Origin of the sequence: Streptomyces sp. NPDC001634, from assembly GCF_040298185.1 — a bacterium.
Taxonomy (GTDB): domain Bacteria; phylum Actinomycetota; class Actinomycetes; order Streptomycetales; family Streptomycetaceae; genus Streptomyces.
Genome location: NZ_JBEOZU010000006.1, coordinates 39,587 through 63,648, shown reverse-complemented (window position 1 = coordinate 63,648; position 24,062 = coordinate 39,587). Strand labels below are relative to the sequence as shown.

Genomic DNA, 24,062 nt, shown 5'->3' with positions numbered 1-24,062 from the left:
CCATTGTCACGGACGGCTCGTGTCCGGCGGCACGGATCGGGGATCGAAGCCGAAGGGCAGCTTCAGGCAGTGGGCGCGCATGAGCGCGTCGTCGGCGAGCAGCTCGGCCGTCTTCCCGTCCGCCGCGATCACGCCCTCGCCGAGGACCAGCGAGCGCGGGCACAGCTCCAGCGCGTACGACAGGTCGTACGTGACCACGAGGACCGTCACGTTGTGCGGCGGCCGGTCCTTGAAGTCCGCCATGCCGACCCGTTCCAGGGCCCCGTCGACGCGGGACTCCAGCTCCGCGCCCTTCAGACCGGCCGCGGCGGGCCCGAAGGCCACGTCCTCGCGGACCGTCGGCATGAAGAGCTGGTCGTCCGGGTCCCGGAAGAGGCCTTCTTGCGAACTATTCGCAAGAACTGAGAATAGGCGAGAGCGCTCGCCATGCACCAAAAGCCGCTTTCGTCCATATATGCGACATTGGACATTGGAGGGGGAGCGGATGCAGAACTTCTGCTTCGGTGACTCAGCGTGAGGAGCGATCCGATGTCCGTTGTGGAACAGTACGCACGAGCCCATGTCGTCACCGACGCCCCGGACGCTCCGGACGCGGTCCCCGTCATCCTGCGCTACGACCCCGACGCCGATCCCCGCTCCGTCCGCATCGGCCTGCCGGGCCCCCACGAGTGGGCCTTCTCCCGAGACCTCCTGGAGAAGGGCTTGCGCGCCCCCGCGACCAAGGGGGACGTCAGCATCTGGCCGTGCGGCCGGGTCCAGGCGGTGATGGAGTTCCACTCACCGCAGGGCGTCGAGGTGGTGCAGTTCGAGTCGAAGGCGCTGATGCGGTTCCTCAGCCGGACGTATCTGGAAGGGGCGACAACGGTGGGGCGGCGCGTGTCATAGCTCCGGCCGCGGGTGGGATGAACACCCCTACACTGACGCGGTGCTGGAGACACTTCTGACGACGGGGGCAGGGGCGCTCTCCGCGACGGCCGGCGTCGTGGTCGGCGGGATCGTCACCCGCCGCGCCCAGGACCGCCAGTGGCTGCGCGACAAGCAACTCGACGCCTACAAAGAACTGTTCACCCACTACGCCCGCTTCACGATGATCCTGCGGCGGGCGCATGCCGACCGCAGCGGCTGGGACTACGACTGGGGTGAATGGAGCGCGAGTCCGATGCGGGCGAGCCTGGTGGCACCCGCAGGCATCACGCACGAGATACAGGCCTTCGGGCTGGCCATCAACTCGTTCCTGGACGTCGTCGGGCGGGACGCACGCACCGATCCGCTGACCTCCGAGGAGTTCGAGGCTGCGCGGGAGGCGCCCGCGGCGGCGCAGGTGCGGCTCGTCAACGCGATACGGCGCTCCCTCAATGGCGCCGAGAAGGAACTGCCGTTCGGGATCGGCGGATAGGGCGCCCGGATACGGCGCCTGCCGCGCCACCGGCGAGCGGTGGCGCGGCAGGCGTGGTTTCCCGAGGCGGGGTCTCAGACCCGGACCAGCTCCCGGTCCTGGTCCGCGTCCGGGTCCTTGCGGCCGTCGTCGCCACGCGTCCGCAGGCCCTCGCCCTCCACGTCCACGTTCGGCAGGACCCGCTCCAGCCACTTCGGCAGCCACCAGGCCTTCCTGCCCAGCAGCGCCAGCACCGCCGGAACCAGCGCCATCCGGACCACGAAGGCGTCGAAGAACACCGCGATCGCCAGGCCGAAGCCGATCATCTTGATCATCGACTCGCTGGAGCCGATGAAGCCGGAGAAGACGGCGATCATGATGACCGCGGCCGCGGTGACGACCCTCGCCCCGTGCTTGAAGCCGGTCACGATCGCCTGGCCGGGCGTCTCCCCGTGGACGTACGCCTCGCGCATACGCGTCACGAGGAAGACCTCGTAGTCCATCGCCAGACCGAAGACCACGCCCACCATGAAGATCGGCATCATCGACATGATCGGGCCCGTCTCCTCGACGCCCATCAGACCGGACAGCCAGCCCCACTGGAAGACCGCGACCACCGCGCCCAGCGCCGCCATCACCGAGAGCAGGAAGCCGAGGGCCGCCTTCAGCGGGACCAGGATCGAGCGGAAGACCACGATCAGAAGGAGGAAGGCGAGGCCCACCACCAGCGCCAGGTACGGGATCAGCGCGTCGTTCAACTTCTGCGAGACATCGATGTTCATCGCCGTCGTGCCCGTGACCAGCAGCTTCGCATCCGTGTCGGCCTTGATGCCGGCGCCCGCGTCACGGATGCCGTGCACCAGGTCCTCGGTCTTCGTGGAGGACGGCTTGGAGCCGGGGATCACCGTGATCATCGCCGTGTCGCCGGCTTTGTTGTACGTCGCCGGTGTGACCGTGACGACGTCCTTCATGCCCTTGATCTCGTTGGTCACCGAGGCGACCGCCCCCTTCGGGTCGTCGCTCGCCTTCGCGTCGACGACGACCATCAGCGGGCCGTTGAAACCGGCGCCGAAGCCCTCCGAGAGCAGGTCGTAGGCCCGGCGCTGCGTCGTGGACGTCGGCTGCGAACCGTCGTCCGGCAGACCCAGCTGAAGCTGCGACGCCGGGATGGCGGCCGCGCCGAGACCGATGACACCGAGCAGAAGTACGGCCACCGGGCGGCGCACGACGAAGCTCGCCCAGCGCGTGCCCATGTTCGGCCTGCCCTTCTTGGCGGTGGCCCGGCCACCGCCAAGGAGCTTGCTCTTCTCGCCCGCCGGCTTGACCTTGCGGCCCGCGTAGCCGAGCAGTGCCGGGATCATCGTCAGCGCGATCAGGACCGCGATGGCGACCGTGCCCGCGGCGGCGACGCCCATCTTCGTCAGCATCGGGATGTTCACGACCGTGAGACCCACCAGCGCGATCACGACCGTCAGACCGGCGAACACCACCGCCGAGCCCGCCGTGCCGACCGCCCGGCCCGCCGCCTCCTCGCGCTCCCGGCCCTCGGCCAGCTCCGCCCGGTAGCGGGAGACGATGAACAGCGCGTAGTCGATGCCGACCGCGAGGCCGATCATCATCGCCAGCGTGGAGGTGGTCGAGCCCAGGTCCAGCGCGTTGGCCAGTGCCGTGATCGTGGAGACGCCGATACCGACGCCGATCAGGGCCGTGAGCAGGGGCAGACCGGCCGCCACCAGTGAGCCGAAGGTGATGACGAGGACGACCGCGGCGACCGCGATACCGATGATCTCGGTCGACCCCGTCTCCGGTACGGCCGACAGCGCGTCACCGCCGACCTCGACGGTCAGTCCACCGTCCCGTGCATCCTGTGCGGCCGCCTTCAGGGCGTCCTTCGAGGCGTCCTTCAGCTCCATGCCGGAGACCTTGTACTTCACCTGCGCATAGGCGATGGTGCCGTCCTTGCTGACGGCGTGCGCGGTGAACGGGTCGGCGACGGAGACGACCTCGGAACCGTCACGCAGTTCCTTGACGGTCTTCTCGACGACCGCCTTGTTGTCCGCGGCCGTCACCTTCTGTCCGCCCGGCGCCTTGAAGACGACACGCGCGGTCGCCCCGTCGGCGGACATGCCGGGAAAGCGCTGCTCCAGCAGGTCGAAGGCCTTCTGGGCCTCGGTGCCGGGGATGGAGAAGGAGGAGGAGCCCGCTGCGGGGGCGCTGGCGGCGCCGACGCCCGCGAGGGTCAGCAGCGCCACCCAGATCAGTGCGACGAAATGGCGTCGCCGGAAGGCGAGCCGGCCGAGTTTGTAGAGGAACGTGGCCACGAGGGCGTACTCCCGGTCAGGTCGTGGGGTATTCAGGGCAGGGGTGATCAGCCCGACGACGTGAGCGGTTACGTCAGGAAGGGGCTTGCTGAAGAGAGTTGAAGGGGGACTGGTCAGGTGGTGGGAACGCCGAGGGCGGGGAGGACCACGGCGTCGATGTACGAGGCCAGGAAGGCCTGGGTCGGCGGCTGGTCGTCGAGCAGCGCACGGGTGGCGAACCCGCCGACCATCATGTGCAGGAGGAAGTCCAGCGCCGGGCAGTCCGGACGGATCTCACCCCGGTCGACGGCGCGCTGCAGAACGCGGCGGAACGCCGCCATCTCCGGTTCGACGAGCTGCCCCCGGAACGCCTGGCGCAGATCCGGGTTGTGGTGGATCGCCATGGCCACGCCGCGCATCAGCGCGGAGTTCCGCTCCATGGTGCAGTCGTCCTCGAGCGATACGAGGGCGTGCAGGTCACCGCGGAGCGAACCGGTGTCGATCTCGTCGATGTGGCCCGACTTGCCGTGCCGGATGGCCTTGACGACCAGTTCGGCCTTGCCGCCCCACTGGCGGTAGAGCGTCGCCTTGCTCGACCGGGTGCGGGCGGCCACGGCGTCCATGGTCAGGGCGTCGTAACCGACTTCCCGGAGCAGGTCGAGCACGGCCTCGTACAGCTCGGCCTCGCGCTCGGGCGTGATGCGACTGCGACGCCCCGGTGCAAGCACCGGCTCCACTGGAGCGGCTGCCACCGCACCCTTGGATGCCTCAGTCATGCCACTCACCTTTCCTGCTCCGCTGTCCCGGCTCCGCGCACACATTCTCCTGTACGTGTCAGACGATACCCAACGGGCGAGCGAAACGAAACCGTTTCGTACGTGTTCTGAGTCACGCGTCGCGGACTCAACCGTCTCGGTGTCCGGCGGCATCCGCCGTACGAGTTGCCGGGGCCCGCCACCGGGCAAAGCATGGGTAGGTGAGTGACGCGCGAGACGAGTTCGAGAACGCACCCGGCTACCTCCGCTTCCCGCATCTGCACGGCGACCGGCTGTGCTTCGCCGCCGAGGACGACCTGTGGGTGGCCCCGCTGGACGGGCGCGACCGCGCCTGGCGGCTCACCGTCGACCGTACGAAGATCGGCCACCCCCGCTTCTCCCCTGACGGCCGCCTCATCGCGTACACGAGCTGGCGCAGCCTCGTCCCGGAGATCCATCTGACGCCGGTGGACGGCGGGCCCGGCCGGAGGCTGACCTACTGGGGCAGCTCCGACACACGGGTGTGCGGCTGGACGCCGGACGGCCACATCCTCGCCGTCGCCTCGCACGGCGAGCCCTTCTCCCACTTCACCTGGGCCTACAAGGTCCCCACCGACGGCGACCCCGGCGGCAAGCTCCCCTGGGGCCCGGTCTCGGACATCGCCGTGGCCGACGTCGAGGGCGAGCACAGGACCCTGCTGCTGACCGGCACCCCGCCGCATGAACCGGTCTCCTGGAAGCGTTACCGCGGCGGCGCGACGGGCCGCCTGTGGCTGCACGGGCAGCGGCTGCTCGCCGACCTCGACGGCCACCTCGACTCGCCGATGTTCGTCGGCGGGCGGATCGCGTTCCTCTCCGACCACGAGGGCATCGGAAACCTGTACTCGTGCGCGTACGACGGCTCCGACCTGCGCCGCCACACCGACCACGACGCCTTCTACGCCCGGCACGCGTCCAGCGACGGAACTCGGGTGGTGTACCAGTGCGCGGGCGACCTGTGGATCGTCGACGACCTGTCCCCCGACTCGATCCCGCGCCGACTGGACGTGCGCCTCGGCGGGCCGCGTGCGGGGCGGCGCAAGTACCAGGTACCGGCCGCGCAGCACGTGGACGGGATCTCGGTCGACGACACCGGGCGGGCCAGCGCGGTCGTCGTCCGCGGCAGCCTGTACTGGCTCACGCACCGCGACGGGCCCGCCCGTACGATCACGGACACCCCCGGCGTACGGGTCCGGCTGCCGGAGATGCTCGGCGCGGACGGGCAGGTCGCGTACATCACGGACGCAGAGGGCGAGGACGCGATCGAGATAGCGTATCTGCCCCGGGCCTCGGGCGACCGCGAGCCGCGCCGGCCGGTCTCCGGCGAACTGGGCCGCGTCCTGGAAATGGTGGCGGACCCGCAGGGCGAACGGCTCGCGATCGCCTCGAGCGACGGGCGACTGCTGCTGATCACCGTGTCCGACGAGGCGACCGCCACCGCGGGCGCGGAGGAGCCGGCCGCAGAGGAGCCGGGCACGGGGGAGCCGGGCGCGGGGGAGCCGGGCGCGGGGGAGCCGGGCGCGGGGGAGCCGGGCGCGGCGGTCGGTGACGAGTCGGACGGCGCGGTCACCGAGCTGATCCGGTCGGTCAACGGGCCGGTGCGGGACCTGGCGTTCTCCCCGGACGGGGCATGGCTGACATGGTCGCAGCCCGGGATCGGCCGGTCGCTGAGGCAGATCAAGATGGCGCGAATCTCCGGGACCGGACAGGGAGACCGGTCGATCGTCGATGTCACGAACGGCCGCTTCGAGGACGAGAACCCGGTGTTCACCCGGGACGGGCGCTACCTGGCGTTCCTGTCCTGGCGCGGTTTCGACCCGGTGTACGACGTGCACACCGGGGACCTGTCCTTCCCGCTGGGCTGCCGCCCGTACCTGGTGCCGCTGTCCTCCGCGACCCCTTCCCCCTTCGCGCTGAACCCGGAGGGACGACCGGCGGCCGGCGGCCTCGACCCCATGGAGGAAGAGGAAGGCGACGGGGTAGTGACCGTCGAGATCGAGGGGCTGGAGAACCGGGTGACGCCGTTCCCGGTCCCGGCGTCCAAGTACTCGGCGCTGTGCCCGGTCGCCGGCGGCGGCCTGGTCTGGCTGCGCTGGCCGATCTCGGGCGCGCTGGGCGAGACGTTCGTGAACCCTGACGACATCTCCGGCCGCCCCACCCTGGAGCACTTCAACATCAGCAAGGCGAAGAAGTCCGAACTGGTCGCCCATCTGGACTGGTTCGCGGTGAGCGGGGACGGGACGCGGCTGGTGGTCGTCGACGAGGGCGATCTGCGGGCGGTCCCGTCCACCGAGTCCGGCGACGCCGACACCACGGTCTGGATCGATATGCGCCGGATCATGCACGAGGTGGACCCGGCGGCGGAGTGGCGCCAGGCGTACGGGGAGGCGGGCCGGCTCATCCGGGCGTACTTCTGGGAGCCCGGCATGAGCGGGATCGACTGGGACTCGGTCCTGGAGCAGTACCGCCCGCTGGTCGAACGGGTCGCGTCGCCGGACGAGTTCGCGGACCTGCTGCGCGAGGTGCTGGGCGAGCTGGGCACCTCGCACGCGTACGTGACACCGGCCCGGCGCAACGAGGGCCCGGCGCACTATCAGCGCTATCAGGGCCTGCTGGGCGCCAACCTCGTACGGCGCAACGGCAGTTGGATGATCAAGCGGATCCTGCCGGGCGAGTCCTCCGACTCCAAGGCACGCTCGCCGCTGGCGGGCACGGGCATCCGGGAGGGCGCCGTCCTGACCCATGTGGACGGGCGGCCGGTGGACCCGGTGACAGGCCCGTATCCACTGCTGGCAGGGGCGGGCGGTACGACGGTCGAGCTGACGTTCGCCCCGGCGGAAGGGGAGGGGGGCGGGCCCCGCCGGGTGGCCGTGATCCCCCTCATCGACGAGCGGCCGCTGCGCTACCAGGACTGGGTGGCCAAACGCCGTGCGGTCGTACGGGAGGTGAGCGGCGGCCGCTGCGGGTATCTGCACATCCCGGACATGGGCGGCTCGGGCTGGGCGCAGTTCAACCGGGACCTGAGGATGGAGGTCTCGCGGCCGGCTCTGATCGTGGACGTCCGGGGCAACGCGGGCGGCAACATCAGCGAGCTGGTCATCGAGAAGCTGACGCGCAAGATCCTGGGCTGGGACCTGACACGCAACGCCCAGCCGGTGTCGTACACGTCGAACGCGCCGCGGGGACCGATCGTGGCGCTGGCCGACGAGGCGACGTCCTCCGACGGAGACATGATCACGGCGGCGATCAAACTGCTGAAACTCGGCCCGGTGGTGGGCTCGCGCACCTGGGGCGGCGTCGTCGGCATGACGGGCCGCCACCGCCTGGGCGACGGCACGGTGATCACGGTCCCGATGAACGCGGCATGGTTCGAGTCGTACGGCTGGTCGGTCGAGAACCACGGCGTGGCACCGGACCTGGAGATCCTGCGCACCCCGCTGGACTGGGCGGAGGGCCGCCACAAGCAACTCGACGACGCGGTCGAACTGGCCCTGGACCTCCTCCGGACCCACCCGACGGCAACACCCCCCGACCACAGCGGGATCCCGAACAGAGCCCGCCCGAAACTGCCACCGAGAACGAGGGGCTGAGTGCCGCTGTGGGCACGCAGAAGTGGGGCGCCCCCGGTCAAAGGAGGGCACCCCACTCACCGGCCAAAGCCGAGCGCAGCGACTACGCGTCGTAGTCCATGTTGAAGCGGTCCTCTTCCTCCCGCAGCATGCGCGCCTCGTCCTCCGACTGACGGCCACGCTGCTGGGACTGCTGGGACTGCTGGCCACGCTGCGGGGCCTGCCGCTTGGCCTGCTCCGCCTTCTGCTTGGCCTGCTGCTTCATCTGCCCGGACTTTTCCTGGGACTGGTCCTTCATGCCCATGTGGGTTCACTCCCGTGGTGGGTGAGGGGATTGGGCCTCGACCAGACTTACACGCGCCGACTACGCACGCATTTCGATCAGTTACTCAGAGTGCTGCGCTGCTGCTCATCGGCCTCCCCACCGGCACCCACCAGCCCCGTGCCCACCCCCTTGAGCCGCGGCTCGAACCTCCGCATCTCCCGCTGCCCCACGGTCGCGATGATCCCCGGCAGATACCCGCGCACGCCCTGCATCCCCCGCAGCCACCACTGCGCGTACACATGGCTCGACCGCCGTTCGATCCCGGCCACGATCCGGTCGACCGCCGGCCCCAGCGGATAGGTCTTGTTGGACGGCCAGGGCAGCCGCTGCCGCAGCTCCCGCATCACGTCGTCCCGGTCGGCGCCCCGCACCATGTCCGTGTCGGTCCACGACAGATACCCGACCCCGACCCGTACGCCCTTGTGCGCGACCTCGGCGCGCAGGCTGTGCGCGTACGCCTCCACGCCCGACTTGGAGGCGCAGTACGCCGTCATCATCGGCGCGGGCGTGATCGCCGCGAGCGAGGCGATCTGGAGCAGATAGCCGCGGCTCTCCATCAGCACCGGCAGGAAGGCGCGGGCCGTCACCGCCGAGCCGATCAGATTGACCTCGATCACCCGCCGCCAGGACTCCGGGTCGGAGTCGGCGAACGGCCCGCCGTTCGCCACACCCGCGTTGGCGACGACGATGTCGACCTTCCCGAACCGCTCCTTCACCTCGCGCGCGACCCGCGTCATCGCCTCGTGATCGGTGACATCGGCGTGCCAGTGGCCGCTCTCCCCGTACAGCTGCTCCGAGACCTCCTTGAGCGCATCCGCCTCCAGGCCGACGAGTGCGACCTTTGCGCCGCGCGCCGACAGCTTGCGGGCCAGCAGCTCACCGACGCCCCGCGCGGCGCCCGTCACCACCGCGACCTGTCCCTCCAGGCTCACCCTGCTCATGCGCCCTCCTTGATCGGTGCGTCCGCCGTATCCACCGTGTTCGCCGTGTTCGCCACGTCCGCCGTGTCCCCCGTACCCACCGCGTCGGCCGTGTTCTCCGCGTACGTCATGACGAGATCCCGGATCTTCCCTGTCACCAGTTCCGGTGCCTCCACGGGAGTCATATGGCCGAGCCCCGGCAACTCGGTGCTGCCCACGCAGTAGGGCAGCGCGGCGACCAGCGCCCGCGCGTGCACCGGCGGCGTCAGCCGGTCCGCCGTGCCGACCACGACCTCCGTCGGCACCGTCAACTCCCGTACGCCGTCGCTCAGATCCAGCGCTTCGAGCGCGCGCGACCAGGCGTGGCGCACGTCACGCGGGCAGGCGTGCACGACCCGTGCGCACGCCTCGACCATGGCGGGCGTCGAACCGGCGCCCATGGTCGCGTACTTGAGGATGCGCTTGGCCACCGGCGTGACCGGCCCGAGCGGGGCGCGGGAGCCCAGGATGCGCGCCGTGAGCCAGGTGCGCGGGCGCCCGGCGCGTATCGGCACCACACGCGCCTCGGCGACCAGGCGCGCACTCCCCGTGCTGCACAACAGAACGGCCGCCGTGTGCGCCCGGAAGCGGGGGCGCGCGGCCGCGGCCAGCACCGTCATCCCGCCCATGGAGTGGCCGACGACCACGGCCTTCTCTCCCGGCGCGAGGGTGGCGGCGAGCACCGCTTCGAGGTCGTCGGCGAGCGCCTGAGTGGTGCAGACGGGGCTCGCGGGGCTCCGCCCATGACCCCGCTGGTCATAGGCGATCACCCGGTGGTCGGCGGCGAGTTCCCGTGTCTGCGCCGCCCAGAAGGCGGTCGAGCAGGTCCAGCCGTGCGCGAGGACGACCGGGGGCGCGCCCTCGGGTCCGTGCATCTCGGCATGCAGCCGGGCGCCGTCGGCGGAGACGACGGTCAGCTCACGGGCGGGGACGGGGGGCGCGTACGGCCCGCTCACCACGTGCGTCAGCCGGCTCATGCGCCCGCCTCCACCGGCGTCGTCGCCGAGCTCTTGCGCGGCCTCGGTGCCTCGGGTGCGCGGATCACCTCGTACTCCCCCAGGTTCACGCGCCGTGTCGCGCTGCGGAACTCCGTGGTCGTACCGGGCCAGATGGTGGTGTTGCGGCCGTTCGCGTCGAGGTACCAGCTGGTGCAGCCGCCGGTGTTCCACACCGTGCGCCTCATGCGCTCCTGCACTTTGTGGTTCCAGACGGCGACGGCACCCGGCCGGGCGTCGAGCGCGACCCGGCCGCCGAGCACCTCCAACTGCCGTACGAAGTCGGCCAGGTAGTTCAGCTGTGCCTCGATCATCAGGATCATCGAGGAGTTCCCGAGCCCGGTGTTGGGACCGATGATCGTCATCCAGTTGGGGAACCCGGCAGCGGAGGCACCCCGCAGAGCCTGCATCCCGTCCTTCCACGCCTCCGCGAGGGTCCGGCCGTCCGCGCCGACGACCCGTTCCGCGATCGGCATGTCCGTGACGTGGAAGCCCGTACCGAAGATGATCGCGTCGACCTCGGCCTCGCTGCCGTCGGCCGCGACGACGGTCGATCCGCGGACCTCGCCGAGCCCGCCGGCCACCACGTCCACATTGGGCTGCGCGAGGGCCGGATAGTACGTGCTGGACAGCAGGATCCGCTTGCAGCCGATGCGGTAGTCGGGGGTGAGCCTGGCGCGCAGAGCCGGGTCCTTGATGGCGCGGGCCATGTTGCGCTTGGCCAGTTGCTCGATGAAGCCGAGTTCGTTCGGGTGCTTGGTGAACGCCTGGACCTGCAACTCCCGGATACCCCACAGCAGTCCGCGCCGCAGCTGCGTGGTGAAGGGCAGCGCGCGGTGCAGCCGTCGTTCCGCGCCGCTGATGGCGCGGTCGAGGCGCGGCATGACCCAGGGCGGGGTGCGCTGGAAGACGGTGAGTTTCGCGACCTCGGGCTGGATGGACGGCACGATCTGGATGGCGGACGCGCCGGTGCCGACCATGGCGACCCGCTTGCCGCGCAGGTCGTAGTCGTGGTCCCAGCGCGCGGAGTGGAAGACCTTGCCGGGGAAGGAGTCCAGCCCGGGAATGTCCGGGATCTTCGGGTCGGACAGCGGCCCGGTGGCGGAGACGACGAAGTCGGCGGTGAGCGCCCCGCTGCTGGTCTCGATCGCCCAGCGCAGTCGTTCCGTGTCCCACCTCATCATCTTCACTTCGGAGTCGAAGCGGAGGTGGGGCCGCAGCCGGAAGACGTCCGTCACGTGCTCCAGGTACGCGCGGATGTGCTCCTGCCCGGAGAAGGTGCGCGGCCAGTCGGGATGGGGCGCGAACGAGAACGAGTAGAGGTGCGAGGGGACGTCGCAGGCGCAACCGGGGTAGCTGTTGTCGCGCCAGGTGCCACCGACGGAGCCGGCCCGCTCCAGGACGACGAAGTCGGTCACGCCCTCGCGGCGCAGCCGCACGGCGGCCCCGAGCCCGCCGAACCCGGACCCGACCACCGCCACTCGTACATGAGGCACATCCTCGTGCTCGGCCATCCCGAAGCCTCCCGTCCGTACGAACCCTGGCCCGGCCCTCATTGACTCTCGTTCAAAAGAGCCGACATAACTGTGCCAGTGAGTACTGGCGCAATGGGAGGGTAGGGCAGTGGCGTACCGATGGGTAGGGGGTGGAGCGAGGAAAGTTACCCGGGGTACGACGTAGGGTGCGGGAGTGGCAGAGGACGGGGAGCGGCGTGAGTACCGCATGGCGGAACTGGCCAAGGAGGCCGGCATCACGGTGCGCACCCTGCGCTTCTACCGCGAGCGCAAGCTGATCCAGCCGCCTCGCCGCGAGGGCCGCATCGCCTGGTACGACGACACGCACCTGGCCCGGCTGCGCACGATCTCGGCGCTCCTGGAACGCGGCCACACCCTGAACGGCATCGCGGAACTGGCCGAGGCCTTCGACCACGGACGTGACGTCGGCGACCTGCTCGGCGTCGGCGCCCCCACCGAGGAGATCCCGGTCCGCCTCACCCCCGAGGACCTGGCCGACGTGTTCGGCACCGAGGCGACCCCGGAGAACCTGGCCGCGGCCCTCGATCTCGGCTATCTGGGCACGGACGGCGGCGAGATCGTCCACATCAGCCGCCGTCTGCTGGAGGTGTCGGCGGCCCTGGTCCGCGAGGGCTTCCCGCTCGCGGACGTCCTGGCCGCGGCCCGCCGCGTGCGCGAACACGCGGAGGCCCTGGCCGATGTCTTCACGGACCTGATGGCCAGGCACCAGCGCCCCCCGGAGGACGCCCAGCGCCTGCGCCCCCTGGCGAAGAGCGTGGTGGAGGCGGAGGTGTCACTGGCCCTGGACCGCCGACTGCGCCGGCCGGAGTAGCCCCTACATCTCGAAGGTCACCGTCACCGGGGCATGATCCGACCAGCGTTCCCCGTGACTGGCCGCTCGCTCCACGACCGCCTTGACGGCCCGCCCGGCGAGCCCCGGGGTCGCCACGGCCAGGTCGATCCGCCATCCCGTGTCGTTGTCGAAGGCACGCCCGCGGTAGGACCACCAGGTGTACGGCCCCTCGGCGTCCGGATGCAGCGCCCGGACCACATCGACATAGCCGCCGTCCTCGGGGTCGAAGACCCGGCCCAGCCACTCCCGCTCCTCGGGCAGGAACCCGGAGTTCTTCTGGTTGCCGCGCCAGTTCTTGAGGTCGGCCTCGCGGTGGGCGATGTTCCAGTCGCCGCACACGATCACCTCACGACCGTCCGCGGCGGCCCGCTGCCGGAGCTCCTTCAGATGGCCGAGGAACTCCGCCATGAACCGGACCTTCTCGTCCTGCCGTTCGGTCCCGACTTCACCGGAGGGCAGGTACAGGCTGGCGACGGTGACGCCCGGCAGGTCGGCCTCCACATACCGCCCGCTGCCGTCGAACTCGGCCGACCCGAAGCCGACGCGTACGCGGTCGGGTTCGCGCCGCAGGTACAGCGACACCCCCGCGCGCCCCTTCGCGGTGGCGGGTGCGTGCACGACGTGCCAGCCCTCGGGCGCCCGCACGTCCTCGGGAATCTGCCCCGGTTCGGCCCGCACCTCCTGAAGGCACAGCACATCGGCGGAGGTTCCGTCGAGCCATTCCACGAAGCCCTTCTTCGCGGCGGCGCGGATCCCGTTCACATTCACGGAGGTCACAGTGAGCACCCGGGAACCCTACCGGCACACTGGAATGGTCCAGCTCCCGACAATGCATGAATGTACGATGCTCAGCATGAATATTCGACGGGTCCCCTTCGACCACCCCGACGCCGTCAAGCTGAACGACCAGGTCCAGGCCGAGTACCACGTGCGCTACGGCGACGGGGGCGACGCCACCCACCTGGACCCGGCGATGTTCGAACCCCCGGCCGGGCTCTACCTGATCGTCTACGACGAGCAGGACCGCCCCGTCGCCACGGGCGGATGGCGCACCCAGGACGAGAACGACGAGGGATACCGGAACGGGGACGCCGAGCTCAAGCGCATGTTCGTCATAGAGGAGATGCGCGGCCGGGGCCTGGCGCGCCGCATACTGGCCGCGCTGGAGGAGGACGCCCGAGTGGCCGGCCGTACCCGCATGGTGCTGGAGACGGGCAGCAAGCAGCCGGAGGCCGTGGCCCTCTACACCTCCAGCGGATACGAACCGTGCGTCAAGTTCGGCTATTACCGCTTCCACGAACTCAGCCTGTGCTTCGCGAAGCCGCTGTAGAGACCTGCCGGGCCGGCACAGACCGACGCAGGCCCGGCGCCGTGGGCACCGCGCTGTGGACACCGCCCTGTGGGCGCCCCTGCAGGCACCCTCACACCAGCGAACTCCCGGCCGTACGGGCCGTGTTCGGAAGGTGAGGGACCAAAACAAAGATCCCGCCCGATCTTCCGATCGGACGGGATCTTCTCAACTGCCCTGATCCTCAGGGAGTTGTTGCGGTGGACCTGAGGGGATTTGAACCCCTGGCCCCCTCGATGCGAACGAGGTGCGCTACCGGACTGCGCCACAGGCCCTTGCAACGAGTGAAACTCTAGCATCCCCATCGGCCGGTCTGGAAATCCGTTCCGCCCAGGTCAACAACGGGGGTGCGACGGACGCCGACGCCGGCTACTCGTTGGCGGCCCTCGGCCGTTCTCCGTCCTCGTACTGGTCGAACAGCGGCGTGCGCCCCCGCTCGCGGGACCGGCGCGCGGACGCCGCCCGCCGGGCGTCGCTCCGCCCGCTTTCCGCCGGCTCCGTCCGCTCCTCCGCCCCGGCCCCCGGCTTCCCCGGGTCCGGCTCGGCGCCGGCCTCGGGCACCCCCGGAACGGGCGCCCCCGCCTCTGCCGCGCTCGACCGGGCGGAGCTCCATGCATCCGGGGCCCCGAGGTCCACGCTCGGCGTCGCCCGCGGGGCGACCGGTGCGGTCACATAGGTCGGCAGCGGTACGGGCACCGGATCCCAGCTCTCCCCGTGCCCCGGCCTGCGCTGCCGCTCCCGCTGCTGGTCCACCCACTCCGCGTGGTCGGTCTGCTCGACGAGCGCCCGGCGGTCGGCGGCGAGCGCGGACAGTCCGGGGTCGCTCTCCGGCTCGGGGCGGCCCTCCTCCGGCTCGTCCGCCTCGGAATCGACCGGCGGCCGCCGCCTCGGCTGCCGCTCCCGCAGCCGCTGCGCCGCCGCCTCGGCCCTGCGGCGGTCCATCGTGTACGTGAACCGCTTGCGCTCCTGCGCCCGCAGATACGCGATGTACGCGCTCAGCATCACGGCGGGGACGCCGGGGGCCCACAGGAACGCGAGCCCCCCGACCGCGGCGACGATGGCACCGAGCGTGAACGCGAGAAAGAGCACCACGGTGGTACGCCGTCGGCGCGCGAGCACCTTGGAGCGCCGGGCGCGCGCCAGCGCCTCAGCCGAGGGGGCCTTACGCGGCTGGGGCACGCTCTTGTCCCTGGGTGGGCGCGTGCCCGTCGGCGTACGCGCGGCCGCCGGCTCCGACGCGGGCCCTGGCGCCCCTTGGCTTCCCTGCTCCCGCCGGGCCGGACCCTCCGCCTCCACCCGCGCCCGCGCCTGCTGCCCGGTCGGGGGCATGGCGAAGGCCCGGACGTCCACCGAGTCGGTGACGCCGTCCGGATCGGCACTGCGCTCCCCCTCTTCGGTGGAGCGCGCCCGCAGGTCCTTGGCGTATCGGCGCTCCATGCCCGCCCGTCCGGACAGCAGCCGGATGGCGGTGCTGAAGCGTTCCGTCGGACGAGACTCGTTGAGCTCGTCCTGCCTACGGAGCCACATCGGCACCAAGTAGGCGGCCCAGGCCCCGACAATGACTGCGTAGATGAGGCCGCTGCTGCTCACGCCTCACACGGTAGAGGGGTTTGCGTGAGGCCATCTGCCAATTGGGCCGGTGTGTCGCACGATCTGGCTGATATTTCGAACTTTTTTTGGGACCGATGCGATCAGCAGGCCAACGGGACCGCTAATTCATTGGCCCGAGGCGATCGCCGCGCGATCAATTTCGAACATATTTTTTATTTTCCGGGGTGCGCCGGCTTGCTCGGATCCGCGCTCGGGCCCTGCGCGTGAGAACCCGTGGTCCGCGCGCGCGTCTGCTGTGAGCGTGCCCGGTTCCAGCGTGCGAGCAACCCCTCGGGCACCTCTTCCGCGGTGAGCGCGAAGACGAGATGGTCCCGCCAGGCACCGTCGATGTGGAGATAACGCGGCCGGAGCCCTTCCTCCCGGAATCCGAGTTTCTCCACCACCCGGCGGCTCGGCCCGTTCTCGGGGCGAATGCAGACTTCGATGCGGTGCAGCCCCACCGCCCGGAAGCAGTGGTCGACGACCAGTGCGACGGCCGTCGGCATCACACCGCGGCCCGCGACCGCCTGGTCCACCCAGTACCCGACGTGCCCCGAGCACATCGAGCCCCAGGTGATCCCGGCCACCGTCAACTGCCCGACCAGCCGCCCCTGGTACTCGATGACGAAGGGCAGCATCCGGCCCGCGTTGGCCTCGCTGCGCAGATGCCGGACCATCTGGCGGTAGGTCGGCCGGTGCGCTATCGGGCCGCTGGGCGTGGGCGGCGGAATGGTCGCCTCCCACGGCCGCAGCCACTCCCGGTTGCGGCGGTTGACCTCGCGCCAGGCCCGCTGGTCGCGCAGCTTTATCGGCCGGAGGACGACATCGCCGTCCGCCAGCTCGACGGGCCAGGATGGGCTGTTCAGCTCGCACCCCCACTCGGTCTGGAGCGGTCCTCGCCGACCGGGGACCCGCCCGTGTCGGCCCTGGTGTGGTCACCGCCGCGGATCTGGTCGACGGCGTGCACCAACAGGGGTTCCAGGACGGCCAGTCCGTCCTTCACCCCGCCGGTGGATCCCGGCAGGTTGACGATCAACGTCCCGTCGGCAACTCCGGCGAGTCCCCGCGAGAGCGCAGCGGTGGCCACTTTCTCTGTTCCAAACGCTCTGATGGCCTCGGGAATGCCCGGTACCTCGTAGTCGATCACCGCCCGGGTCGCCTCGGGGGTGCGGTCGGTGGGCGTCAGGCCGGTGCCGCCGGTCGTCACGATCACGTCGTAGCCCGCCCGGGAACCGGCCCGCAGCGCGTTCTCCACCGGGTCGCCGTCCGGGACCACCCAGGGTCCGTCGACCGCGAAGCCGAACCGGGTGAGCGCCTCCGCGATCAGGGGCCCGCCCCTGTCCTCGTACACGCCTGCCGCCGCGCGGTTCGACGCGGTCACCACCAGGGCCGAGTACGGCGCCGTGAGGGCGTCGCCGATCGGCGGTTCGAGCGGTGCCGTCATGCCCGGCTCCAGTGGCCCGACTTCCCGCCCGTCTTCTCCTCCACGCACACGTCCGTGATCACCGCCCCCTTGTCGACCGCCTTGACCATGTCGATCACGGTCAGCGCCGCGACACTGACCGCGGTGAGCGCCTCCATCTCGACGCCTGTACGGTCGGTGGTCTTCACGGTGGCCGTGATCTCGACGGCGTCGTCCGCGACGGACAGATCCAGCTTCACACCCGAGATCGCGAGCGGATGGCACAGGGGAATCAGGTCCGGCGTGCGCTTGGCGCCCATGATGCCCGCGATGCGCGCCGTGGCGAGCACGTCGCCCTTGGGGACGCCCTCGCCACGCAGCAGCTCGACCACGCGCGGCGAGACCAGCACGCGGCCGCTGGCGCGCGCGGTGCGCGCGGTGACGTCCTTCCCGGAGACGTCGACCATGCGGGCTGCTCCCGCGTCGTCGATGTGGGTCAGTCGGTCCTGCGTACTCATGTGCTGCGGCGCTCCCGGTCCGGGCCCGGCGCGGTGCGGCGCGCGGGCCTGCTGTGCGCGACACGGTACCTCCAACCCGGCACGCTCAGCCGCCCAAGGTCCCACGGACCGGCCACCCATCCCGAAGGACAGGACTCCAGGCCCCGTCCACCCGGAGGGCGAACCCCCCGAACCGGGACACTCGGCCCGGCCAAGGCCCGGCCGTCCCGGCCATCGCCCGGACACCGAAGCAGGGAGGGGGCCCGGCCCCGGCCCCGGACACCGAAGCAGAGAGCGGCCCCGAACCCGGTCACCCGGGCCGGGCAAGGCCCGCCGTCCCCGGCCATCCGCTGACCAACGACGGCCCGCCGGGACTGCCCCCGTCACTGCGGCCAAGGTGACCGCCCGGCGGAACACCCCCCAGACGCCCGGCCAGAACACCGCCGAGCGCACCCCCGGGTAGGGCGACGCGCCGCAGGTCCAGCCCGGTCAGTCGAGCAGGACCGCCTCGACCTCGGTGCCCGGCTCGACCGATGTGTCGTCCTCGGGGACGACGATCAGTGCGTCGGCGTGTGCGAGGGCCGCGATCAGGTGCGATCCTGCGCCGCCGACCGGCGTCACCGTGCCGTCGGCGTACGTGCCGCGCAGGAACTGCCGGCGGCCCGCGGGGGAGGTCAGTGCCTTTTCCGACTGCAGGACGGCCCTGACCCGGGGGCGGTGCACGTCCTTGAGGCCCATCAGGGTGCGGATCGCGGGGCGTACGAACAGTTCGAAGGAGACGTACGACGACACAGGGTTGCCCGGCAGCGCGAGCAGCGGGGTGTGGTCGGGGCCGATGGAGCCGAAGCCCTGGGGCTTGCCGGGCTGCATGGCGAGCTTGCGGAAATCGATGCCGCTGCCTGCCTCGTCCGCGTCGCCGACGGAGGAGAGTGCCTCCTTGACGACGTCGTACGCCCCCACGCTGACCCCTCCGGTGGTGACCACGAGGTCGGCCCGGACGAGCTGGTCCTCGATGGTGGAGCGGAGCGTGTCCGCGTCGTCGGCGACCGCGCCGACCCGGTACGCGATGGCCCCGGCGTCCCGGGCCGCGGCGGTGAGGGCGAAGCTGTTGGAGTCGTAGATCTGGCCGGCGGCCAGTTGCTCGCCGGGCTGAATGAGTTCGCTGCCGGTGGACAGCACGACGACGCGCGGGCGCGGGCGCACCCGTACCGTGCCACGGCCGATCGCGGCGAGCAGCGCGATCTGCGGCGGGCCGAGGACGGTGCCGGCTTCGAGGGCGCGGTCACCGGCCTTCACGTCGCTGCCCTTCGCGCGCACGTGCGCGCCTGCCTCGGCCGGCCGGTGGACCCGCACCTGCCCGGAGGCGCCCTCCGGGGACAGGCTGCGGGCGCGCATCCCGGAGACGGGGCCGCCGCCCAGCCCGCCGTCGGTCCATTCCACGGGCACGACGGCCTCGGCGCCGGGCGGCAGCGGCGCACCCGTCATGATGCGCGCGGCCTGGCCGGGCCCCACATGGAGCCGATCGGCCGAGCCCGCCGCGACGTCCCCGATCACCGTGAGAGCCGCCGGGAACTCCTCGCTCGCGCCCGCGACGTCCGCCACCCGCACCGCGTAACCGTCCATCGAGCTGTTGTCGAACGGCGGCAGCGAGACCGGCACCGTGACGTCCTCGACCAGCACGCAGCCCTGCGCGTCGAGCAGCTGCAGCTCGATGGGCTCCAGCGGGCGGACGGTGGCGAGGATGTCCTCCAGGTGTTCGTCCACCGACCAGAGGTGGTCCTGGCCGGTGGTGCGGGTCGCGGCGGCGCTCAAGATCGCTACATCTCCTCGGCTACGTAACTGCGAAGCCAGGTCCGGAAGTCCGGGCCCAGGTCTTCACGTTCGCATGCGAGTCTGACAATGGCACGCAGGTAGTCGCCACGGTCGCCGGTGTCATAACGGCGGCCCTTGAAGACCACGCCGTGCACGGGGCCGCCGACCTTCTCGTCCTCGGCGAGCTGCTGGAGGGCGTCGGTGAGCTGGATCTCGCCGCCGCGGCCGGGCTCCGTCTTGCGCAGTATGTCGAAGATGTTCGGGTCGAGGACATAGCGGCCGATGACCGCGTAGTTCGACGGCGCGTCGGCCGGGTCGGGCTTCTCCACCAGGCCGGTCACCCTGACGACGTCACCGTTCTCGGTGGGCTCGACGGCCGCACACCCGTAGAGGTGGATCTGCTCCGGAGCGACCTCCATGAGCGCGATGACGCTGCCGCCGGACTGCTCCTGGACGTCGACCATACGGGCCAGCAGCGGGTCACGCGGGTCGATCAGGTCGTCGCCGAGGAGGACGGCGAAGGGCTCGTGGCCGACATGCGGGGCTGCGCACAGAACGGCGTGACCGAGTCCCTTGGGGTCGCCCTGGCGGACGTAGTGCATGGTGGCCAGGTCACTGGACTCCCGGACCTTCGCGAGCCGCTTCGCGTCACCCTTCTTCTCCAGGGCCGACTCGAGCTCGTAGTTGCGGTCGAAGTGGTCCTCGAGGGGACGCTTGTTGCGGCCGGTGACCATCAGGACGTCGTCGAGCCCCGCGGACACAGCCTCCTCGACCACGTACTGGATCGCGGGCTTGTCGACGACCGGCAGCATCTCTTTGGGGGTGGCTTTGGTGGCCGGCAGGAACCGGGTGCCAAGGCCTGCTGCGGGAATGACAGCCTTGGTGATCCTGGGGTGAGACTCAGTCATGCCCGCAACCATAACCGGTGGATATGTGCGGAATCTGTGGCCCTGATTAATTTGCTCTCATATGAGCGCATTGAGAAAGGTAAGGCCTGACCTGTGGTTCCCATGGAGGACGAGACCGAGCCTGACAAGCGAATGTTGCGGCGAGGGTTCCTTGCGGTGAGAAGCGCGTTTACGGCCGATGACGTGCGCGAAGCTGCGGCCGTGCTCGCCCGGCGGGCACTGGAGCTGCCCGAGCTTGCAGACGCGGGCACGGTGGCGGCGTACGTCTCCGTGGGGAGCGAACCCGGCACCCTCGTGCTCCTGGACGCGCTGCGCGCGCGGGGCGTGCGCGTGCTGCTCCCGGTGCTTCTGCCGGACAACGACCTCGACTGGGGCGCATACGACGGGCCCGGCTCTCTCGTACGTATCCAGCACGGCGGGAAGATGGCACTTCAGGAGCCCGCGGGCGAGCGCCTCGGCCCCGAAGCCGTCCAGCAGGCCGACGCCGTGCTGCTGCCCGGACTGGCCGTCGACGCGCGCGGCATGCGCCTGGGACGCGGTGGAGGCTCGTACGACCGCGTACTGGCCCGACTGGAGCGTGCGGGTGCCGACCCCGCGCTGGTGGTGCTCCTGTACGACGCCGAGGTCGTCGAGCGCGTTCCCGAAGAGGCGCACGACCGTCCGGTGCACGCGGTGGTGACGCCGTCGGGCGTGCGCCGCTTCGGCGGACCTTCACACAGGCCCTGAAATCCCCTGTCATGTGAAACCGCCCTCCACGCGCGCGTGGAGGGCGGTTTCACCAACGGTGGCCGGATTCACCGGATGGCGACCGTCAGGGTTTGAGTACCAGCGTGTCGGTCGTGCTCTTGTCGACCGCGCTCTTCGAGAAGCTCCACGACAGCAGCTCACCATTGGCCCACTTGTCCGTCTGGTCGGTGTAGTGGGCGCTGTAGGCGTGCCCGGAGGCACCCGAGAGGTTGATCCACTTGGACTTGTCGAGGTCGTCCAGGTTGACCACCATCCGCATCGACGGCACCCAGACGACGCCGTAGCCGCCCGCCGCGTTCCAGCCAGTGGCGTTCACGGTCGCCTCGCCACCGTCGAGCTTCCAGGGGCCGCGGTTGAGCATGTACTGCAGGAAGCCGGGACCGTCGGTGCCCAGCGTCTGGTTCTTCAGGAACAGGCGGTGCAGCCGGCCCCAGCTCCAGGTGTCGATGTCCTTGCCGAGCTTGGCGGTCAGCTCCCAGCGCGCGTCCTCCATGGCGCGCGCGAACAGCTCGTCACGCGTCGTGGTGGCCTTCCGGGTGCGCGTCTTGGGCGTCTGCCACCAGTCGTTCCTCTCGTCGTCGATGATGTTGCGCACCACCTCGAACCAGCGGTCGCCGCCGTCCGGCTGCGCCTGGTCCGCGTCGCGCTCGCCGCATTCGCGCACCTTCCGGTCCGCGTCCGCGGGCCCGGTGTTGTCGGCCGGCTCGACCCACAGGCACTGGCCCTCGACCCGCAGCTCCTTGGGCAGCTTGTTGCCGAAGGCGAGCTTGAGGATGTTGCGCCAGACGGCATTGAAGTAGGCGGCCGCCGCCGAGTCGGCGTCCTGGGTGTAGTCCCAGCCCTCCAGCAGCTTCTGCGTCTCACGGACGTGCTTGTCGGCGACATCGATCTTGAGCAGCTTGGGCACCAGGAGCTTGGCGATCTCGCTGCTGTTGTCGAGCTGCATCTGCCGCATGTCGTCGGTCGAGATCTTGCCGCCGCCCTTGATCTTCGACTCGATCAGGTCGGTGATCCGCTGGCTGCGCGTGCCGTAGCCCCAGTCCGTGGTGAGCGTGTAGGGGTACTTGTCCTTGTCGATCACGGCCTGGTTGGCGGTGACGATATAGCCGCGCTTCGGGTTGTACTCGTACGGCAGGGCGGCCTTCGGGATGTACCCGGTCCACTGGTACTTGGAGTCCCAGCCGGGCGCCGGGAGCGAACCGTCGTCGCCGGAGGCTCGGGTGGGGATCTTGCCGGGCAGCTGGTAGCCGATGTTGCCCTTGGTGTCGGCGTAGATCAGGTTCTGCGACGGCACGTCGAAGGACTGGGACGCCGTGCGGAACTCCTTCCAGTTCGACGCCCTGTCGATGGCGAAGACGGCGTCCATGGAGGTGCTGGGGTCCAGTGCGGTCCAGCGCAGCGCGATGGCGTAGCCGTCGCCGCGGTCGGGCGCCGCGGTGTCGACGGTCGCCTTCTTGCCGACCTTGACGAGCTCGTCGTCGCGGTCGGACAGCAGGGGCCCGTTGTTCGTCTCACGGACGACGATCTGCTTGGGGTCGGCCCCGGCGACCTTGATCGTCTCGACGCGGGTGGTGAACGGCTTCACCTTGCCGTCGAACAGGTAGCCGTCGCCGGACAGCTTCTCCAGGTAGAGGTCGGTGACGTCGACGCCGGAGTTGGTCATGCCCCAGGCGATGTTCTGGTTGTGTCCGATGATCACACCGGGCATACCGGCGAAGGTGTACCCGGTGACGTCGTACTGGCACTTGCTGGAGACGGCTGTGCAGTGCAGGCCCATCTGGTACCAGACGGACGGCAGCGAGGCCGACAGGTGCGGGTCGTTCGCCAGCAACGGCTTGCCGGTGATGGTGTGCCTGCCGTCGACGACCCAGGAGTTGGAGCCGATGCCGTTGCCGTTCACGCCGACGGCCGTCGGAACGGTGTCCAGGACCTTGGTCAGGCCCGCGAGCTGGCTCTGCAGGGACGAGGAGGCCGAGGTCCCGGTCGACGACGAGGCCCCGGTGGAGGTCGCGGCCCCGGTCGACGTCGAGGTCCCGGTCGAGGACTGCGTGCCCGTCGAGGCGCTCTGCTCGAACGTCTTGGTGACGGTGTGGTACTCGCCCTCCTGGACGATCGGCTTGTTGCGGCTGTACGGGTAGTCCGGGTACAGGTCCGCGATCTGCTTCGGGCCGAGCCGGCTGGTCATCAGGGAGCGATCGATCTCGTCCTGCATGTTGCCGCGCAGGTCCCAGGCCATCGCCTTGAGCCAGGAGACCGAGTCGACGGGGGTCCACGCCTCGGGCTTGTAGTCGTTGGTGAATCCCAGGGCCGCGTACTCCAGGGAGATGTCCTTGCCGTCCTTGCCCTTCAGATATGCGTTGACACCCTTGGCGTACGCCTGGAGGTACTTCTTCGTGGAGGCCGACAGCTTGGTGTCGTACTCCTTCTGAGCCACCCGGTCCCAGCCCAGGGTGCGCAGGAACTCGTCGTTCTTGACCTGGCTCTTGCCGAACATCTCGGACAGACGCCCGGACGTCATGTGGCGGCGCACATCCATCTCGTAGAAGCGGTCCTGCGCCTGGACGTAGCCCTGCGCCATGAACAGGTCCTCGTCGGACGACGCGTAGATCTGCGGGATCCCGTAGCCGTCGCGCTTGACGTCGACAGGGCCCGACAGTCCTTCGAGGGTGATCGAACCCCTGGTCTGCGGGAAGGAGGCGCGCACGGTGCTGACGGACCAGTACCCGCCGTAACCGAAGCCTCCCACGAGGGCCAGAACCAGGACGATCAAGAGCAGACGGGCTCTGCGCCCCTTCTTCCTGCCGGACTTGCCGGGCTTCTGGCCGGAAGAGGCGGTGGTGTTGGGGGGCATCGCTGTCCTTGCTGTCCTAACACGAGCGGCAGGGCGGGCTGTGCTTTCTACTGAGCGCTGGAGCAACCATAGGCGCAGGGCCCGGCCCGCCTTGACGCGGAGTCGGGAACCGGCCCGGACGGGAGTTCGATCATGCGCCCTGAAGCGTCAAGAAACCGTCAAGACTTAGGTAAGCTAATGAAGTAGTTGTACCGAAGTCCGCGGCAGCACCGGGCTTCACATG

General features: G+C 70.2%; 20 protein-coding genes, 1 tRNA gene and 1 pseudogene. 6 read left to right on the top strand and 16 right to left on the bottom strand.

From position 1 onward, the window contains the following. Window positions 1-6 precede the first annotated feature (6 nt). Window positions 7-375: pseudogene (locus ABT186_RS05650) on the bottom strand (ATP-binding cassette domain-containing protein); the annotation flags it as partial. A gap of 153 nt (window positions 376-528) precedes the next feature. Here ABT186_RS05650 and ABT186_RS05645 point away from each other — a divergent pair. Both ABT186_RS05645 and ABT186_RS05640 read left to right on the top strand, forming a co-directional pair. Continuing rightward, complete coding sequence (locus ABT186_RS05645) at window positions 529-885, top strand: SsgA family sporulation/cell division regulator (RefSeq protein WP_351237580.1); 357 nt, start codon at window positions 529-531, stop codon at window positions 883-885. Between the two features lie 40 nt (window positions 886-925). Then, window positions 926-1,396: a hypothetical protein gene (locus ABT186_RS05640; protein WP_351923734.1), complete on the top strand. Its 471-nt coding sequence runs from the start codon at window positions 926-928 to the stop codon at window positions 1,394-1,396. Between the two features lie 74 nt (window positions 1,397-1,470). On the opposite strand, the gene ABT186_RS05635 is transcribed toward ABT186_RS05640, so the two are convergent. Then, window positions 1,471-3,696, bottom strand: a complete 2,226-nt coding sequence (locus ABT186_RS05635) for an MMPL family transporter (RefSeq protein ID WP_351234028.1) — start codon at window positions 3,694-3,696, stop codon at window positions 1,471-1,473. Between the two features lie 113 nt (window positions 3,697-3,809). Beyond that, window positions 3,810-4,451 (bottom strand): TetR/AcrR family transcriptional regulator, encoded by a 642-nt coding sequence (locus ABT186_RS05630; RefSeq protein WP_351234030.1) that lies wholly within the window; start codon window positions 4,449-4,451, stop codon window positions 3,810-3,812. 200 nt (window positions 4,452-4,651) lie between these two features. On the opposite strand from ABT186_RS05630, the gene ABT186_RS05625 reads away from it, so the two are divergent. Next, window positions 4,652-8,059 (top strand): S41 family peptidase, encoded by a 3,408-nt coding sequence (locus ABT186_RS05625; protein WP_351923732.1) that lies wholly within the window; start codon window positions 4,652-4,654, stop codon window positions 8,057-8,059. A gap of 82 nt (window positions 8,060-8,141) precedes the next feature. Here the strand turns inward: ABT186_RS05625 and ABT186_RS05620 are convergent, their stop codons facing one another. The 4 genes from ABT186_RS05620 to ABT186_RS05605 all read right to left on the bottom strand — a co-directional run bounded on the left by ABT186_RS05620 (window position 8,142) and on the right by ABT186_RS05605 (window position 11,831). Continuing rightward, window positions 8,142-8,342: a hypothetical protein gene (locus ABT186_RS05620; RefSeq protein ID WP_351923730.1), complete on the bottom strand. Its 201-nt coding sequence runs from the start codon at window positions 8,340-8,342 to the stop codon at window positions 8,142-8,144. A gap of 77 nt (window positions 8,343-8,419) precedes the next feature. After that, window positions 8,420-9,304, bottom strand: a complete 885-nt coding sequence (locus tag ABT186_RS05615) for an SDR family oxidoreductase (RefSeq protein WP_351234036.1) — start codon at window positions 9,302-9,304, stop codon at window positions 8,420-8,422. Continuing rightward, on the bottom strand, window positions 9,301-10,299 hold the full coding sequence (locus tag ABT186_RS05610) for an alpha/beta fold hydrolase (RefSeq protein ID WP_351923728.1): 999 nt from the start codon (window positions 10,297-10,299) through the stop codon (window positions 9,301-9,303). The genes ABT186_RS05615 and ABT186_RS05610 overlap by 4 nt, the downstream gene beginning before the upstream one ends. Beyond that, window positions 10,296-11,831: a flavin-containing monooxygenase gene (locus tag ABT186_RS05605; protein ID WP_351923726.1), complete on the bottom strand. Its 1,536-nt coding sequence runs from the start codon at window positions 11,829-11,831 to the stop codon at window positions 10,296-10,298. The genes ABT186_RS05610 and ABT186_RS05605 overlap by 4 nt, the downstream gene beginning before the upstream one ends. Before the next feature lie 175 nt (window positions 11,832-12,006). On the opposite strand from ABT186_RS05605, the gene ABT186_RS05600 reads away from it, so the two are divergent. After that, window positions 12,007-12,663 carry a MerR family transcriptional regulator gene (locus tag ABT186_RS05600; RefSeq protein ID WP_351234042.1) on the top strand — a complete coding sequence of 219 codons (657 nt, stop codon included), beginning with the start codon at window positions 12,007-12,009 and terminating at the stop codon, window positions 12,661-12,663. Between the two features lie 3 nt (window positions 12,664-12,666). Here ABT186_RS05600 and ABT186_RS05595 read toward each other — a convergent pair whose 3' ends face one another. Then, window positions 12,667-13,470, bottom strand: coding sequence for an exodeoxyribonuclease III (locus ABT186_RS05595; RefSeq protein WP_351923724.1), 804 nt, complete (start codon window positions 13,468-13,470; stop codon window positions 12,667-12,669). A gap of 67 nt (window positions 13,471-13,537) precedes the next feature. On the opposite strand from ABT186_RS05595, the gene ABT186_RS05590 reads away from it, so the two are divergent. Next, on the top strand, window positions 13,538-14,014 hold the full coding sequence (locus ABT186_RS05590; RefSeq protein WP_351923722.1) for a GNAT family N-acetyltransferase: 477 nt from the start codon (window positions 13,538-13,540) through the stop codon (window positions 14,012-14,014). A gap of 219 nt (window positions 14,015-14,233) precedes the next feature. Here ABT186_RS05590 and ABT186_RS05585 read toward each other — a convergent pair. The 7 genes from ABT186_RS05585 to galU form a co-directional block, all read right to left on the bottom strand. Next, window positions 14,234-14,307: transfer RNA gene (locus ABT186_RS05585), tRNA-Ala, on the bottom strand. A 94-nt stretch (window positions 14,308-14,401) separates the two neighbouring features. Next, entirely contained in the window at window positions 14,402-15,622 is a 1,221-nt protein-coding gene (sepX, locus tag ABT186_RS05580; protein ID WP_351234048.1) for a divisome protein SepX/GlpR, read from the bottom strand. A 173-nt stretch (window positions 15,623-15,795) separates the two neighbouring features. Then, window positions 15,796-16,488 carry a GNAT family N-acetyltransferase gene (locus tag ABT186_RS05575; RefSeq protein WP_351234056.1) on the bottom strand — a complete coding sequence of 231 codons (693 nt, stop codon included), beginning with the start codon at window positions 16,486-16,488 and terminating at the stop codon, window positions 15,796-15,798. Then, window positions 16,485-17,066, bottom strand: coding sequence for a MogA/MoaB family molybdenum cofactor biosynthesis protein (locus ABT186_RS05570; protein WP_351923720.1), 582 nt, complete (start codon window positions 17,064-17,066; stop codon window positions 16,485-16,487). The genes ABT186_RS05575 and ABT186_RS05570 overlap by 4 nt, the downstream gene beginning before the upstream one ends. Continuing rightward, on the bottom strand, window positions 17,063-17,542 hold the full coding sequence (moaC, locus tag ABT186_RS05565) for a cyclic pyranopterin monophosphate synthase MoaC (protein ID WP_351234050.1): 480 nt from the start codon (window positions 17,540-17,542) through the stop codon (window positions 17,063-17,065). The genes ABT186_RS05570 and moaC overlap by 4 nt, the downstream gene beginning before the upstream one ends. 468 nt (window positions 17,543-18,010) lie before the next feature. Next, window positions 18,011-19,333 carry a molybdotransferase-like divisome protein Glp gene (glp, locus tag ABT186_RS05560; RefSeq protein WP_351234051.1) on the bottom strand — a complete coding sequence of 441 codons (1,323 nt, stop codon included), beginning with the start codon at window positions 19,331-19,333 and terminating at the stop codon, window positions 18,011-18,013. 5 nt (window positions 19,334-19,338) lie between these two features. Further along, complete coding sequence (gene galU, locus ABT186_RS05555) at window positions 19,339-20,241, bottom strand: UTP--glucose-1-phosphate uridylyltransferase GalU (RefSeq protein WP_351234052.1); 903 nt, start codon at window positions 20,239-20,241, stop codon at window positions 19,339-19,341. Window positions 20,242-20,373: 132 nt separating this feature from the next. Between galU and ABT186_RS05550 the strand changes: the two genes are divergently transcribed. Beyond that, window positions 20,374-20,967: a 5-formyltetrahydrofolate cyclo-ligase gene (locus ABT186_RS05550; RefSeq protein WP_502973144.1), complete on the top strand. Its 594-nt coding sequence runs from the start codon at window positions 20,374-20,376 to the stop codon at window positions 20,965-20,967. An 85-nt stretch (window positions 20,968-21,052) separates the two neighbouring features. Here ABT186_RS05550 and ABT186_RS05545 read toward each other — a convergent pair whose 3' ends face one another. Then, window positions 21,053-23,839 (bottom strand): penicillin acylase family protein, encoded by a 2,787-nt coding sequence (locus ABT186_RS05545; RefSeq protein ID WP_351923718.1) that lies wholly within the window; start codon window positions 23,837-23,839, stop codon window positions 21,053-21,055. Between the last annotated feature and the right edge of the window lie 223 nt (window positions 23,840-24,062).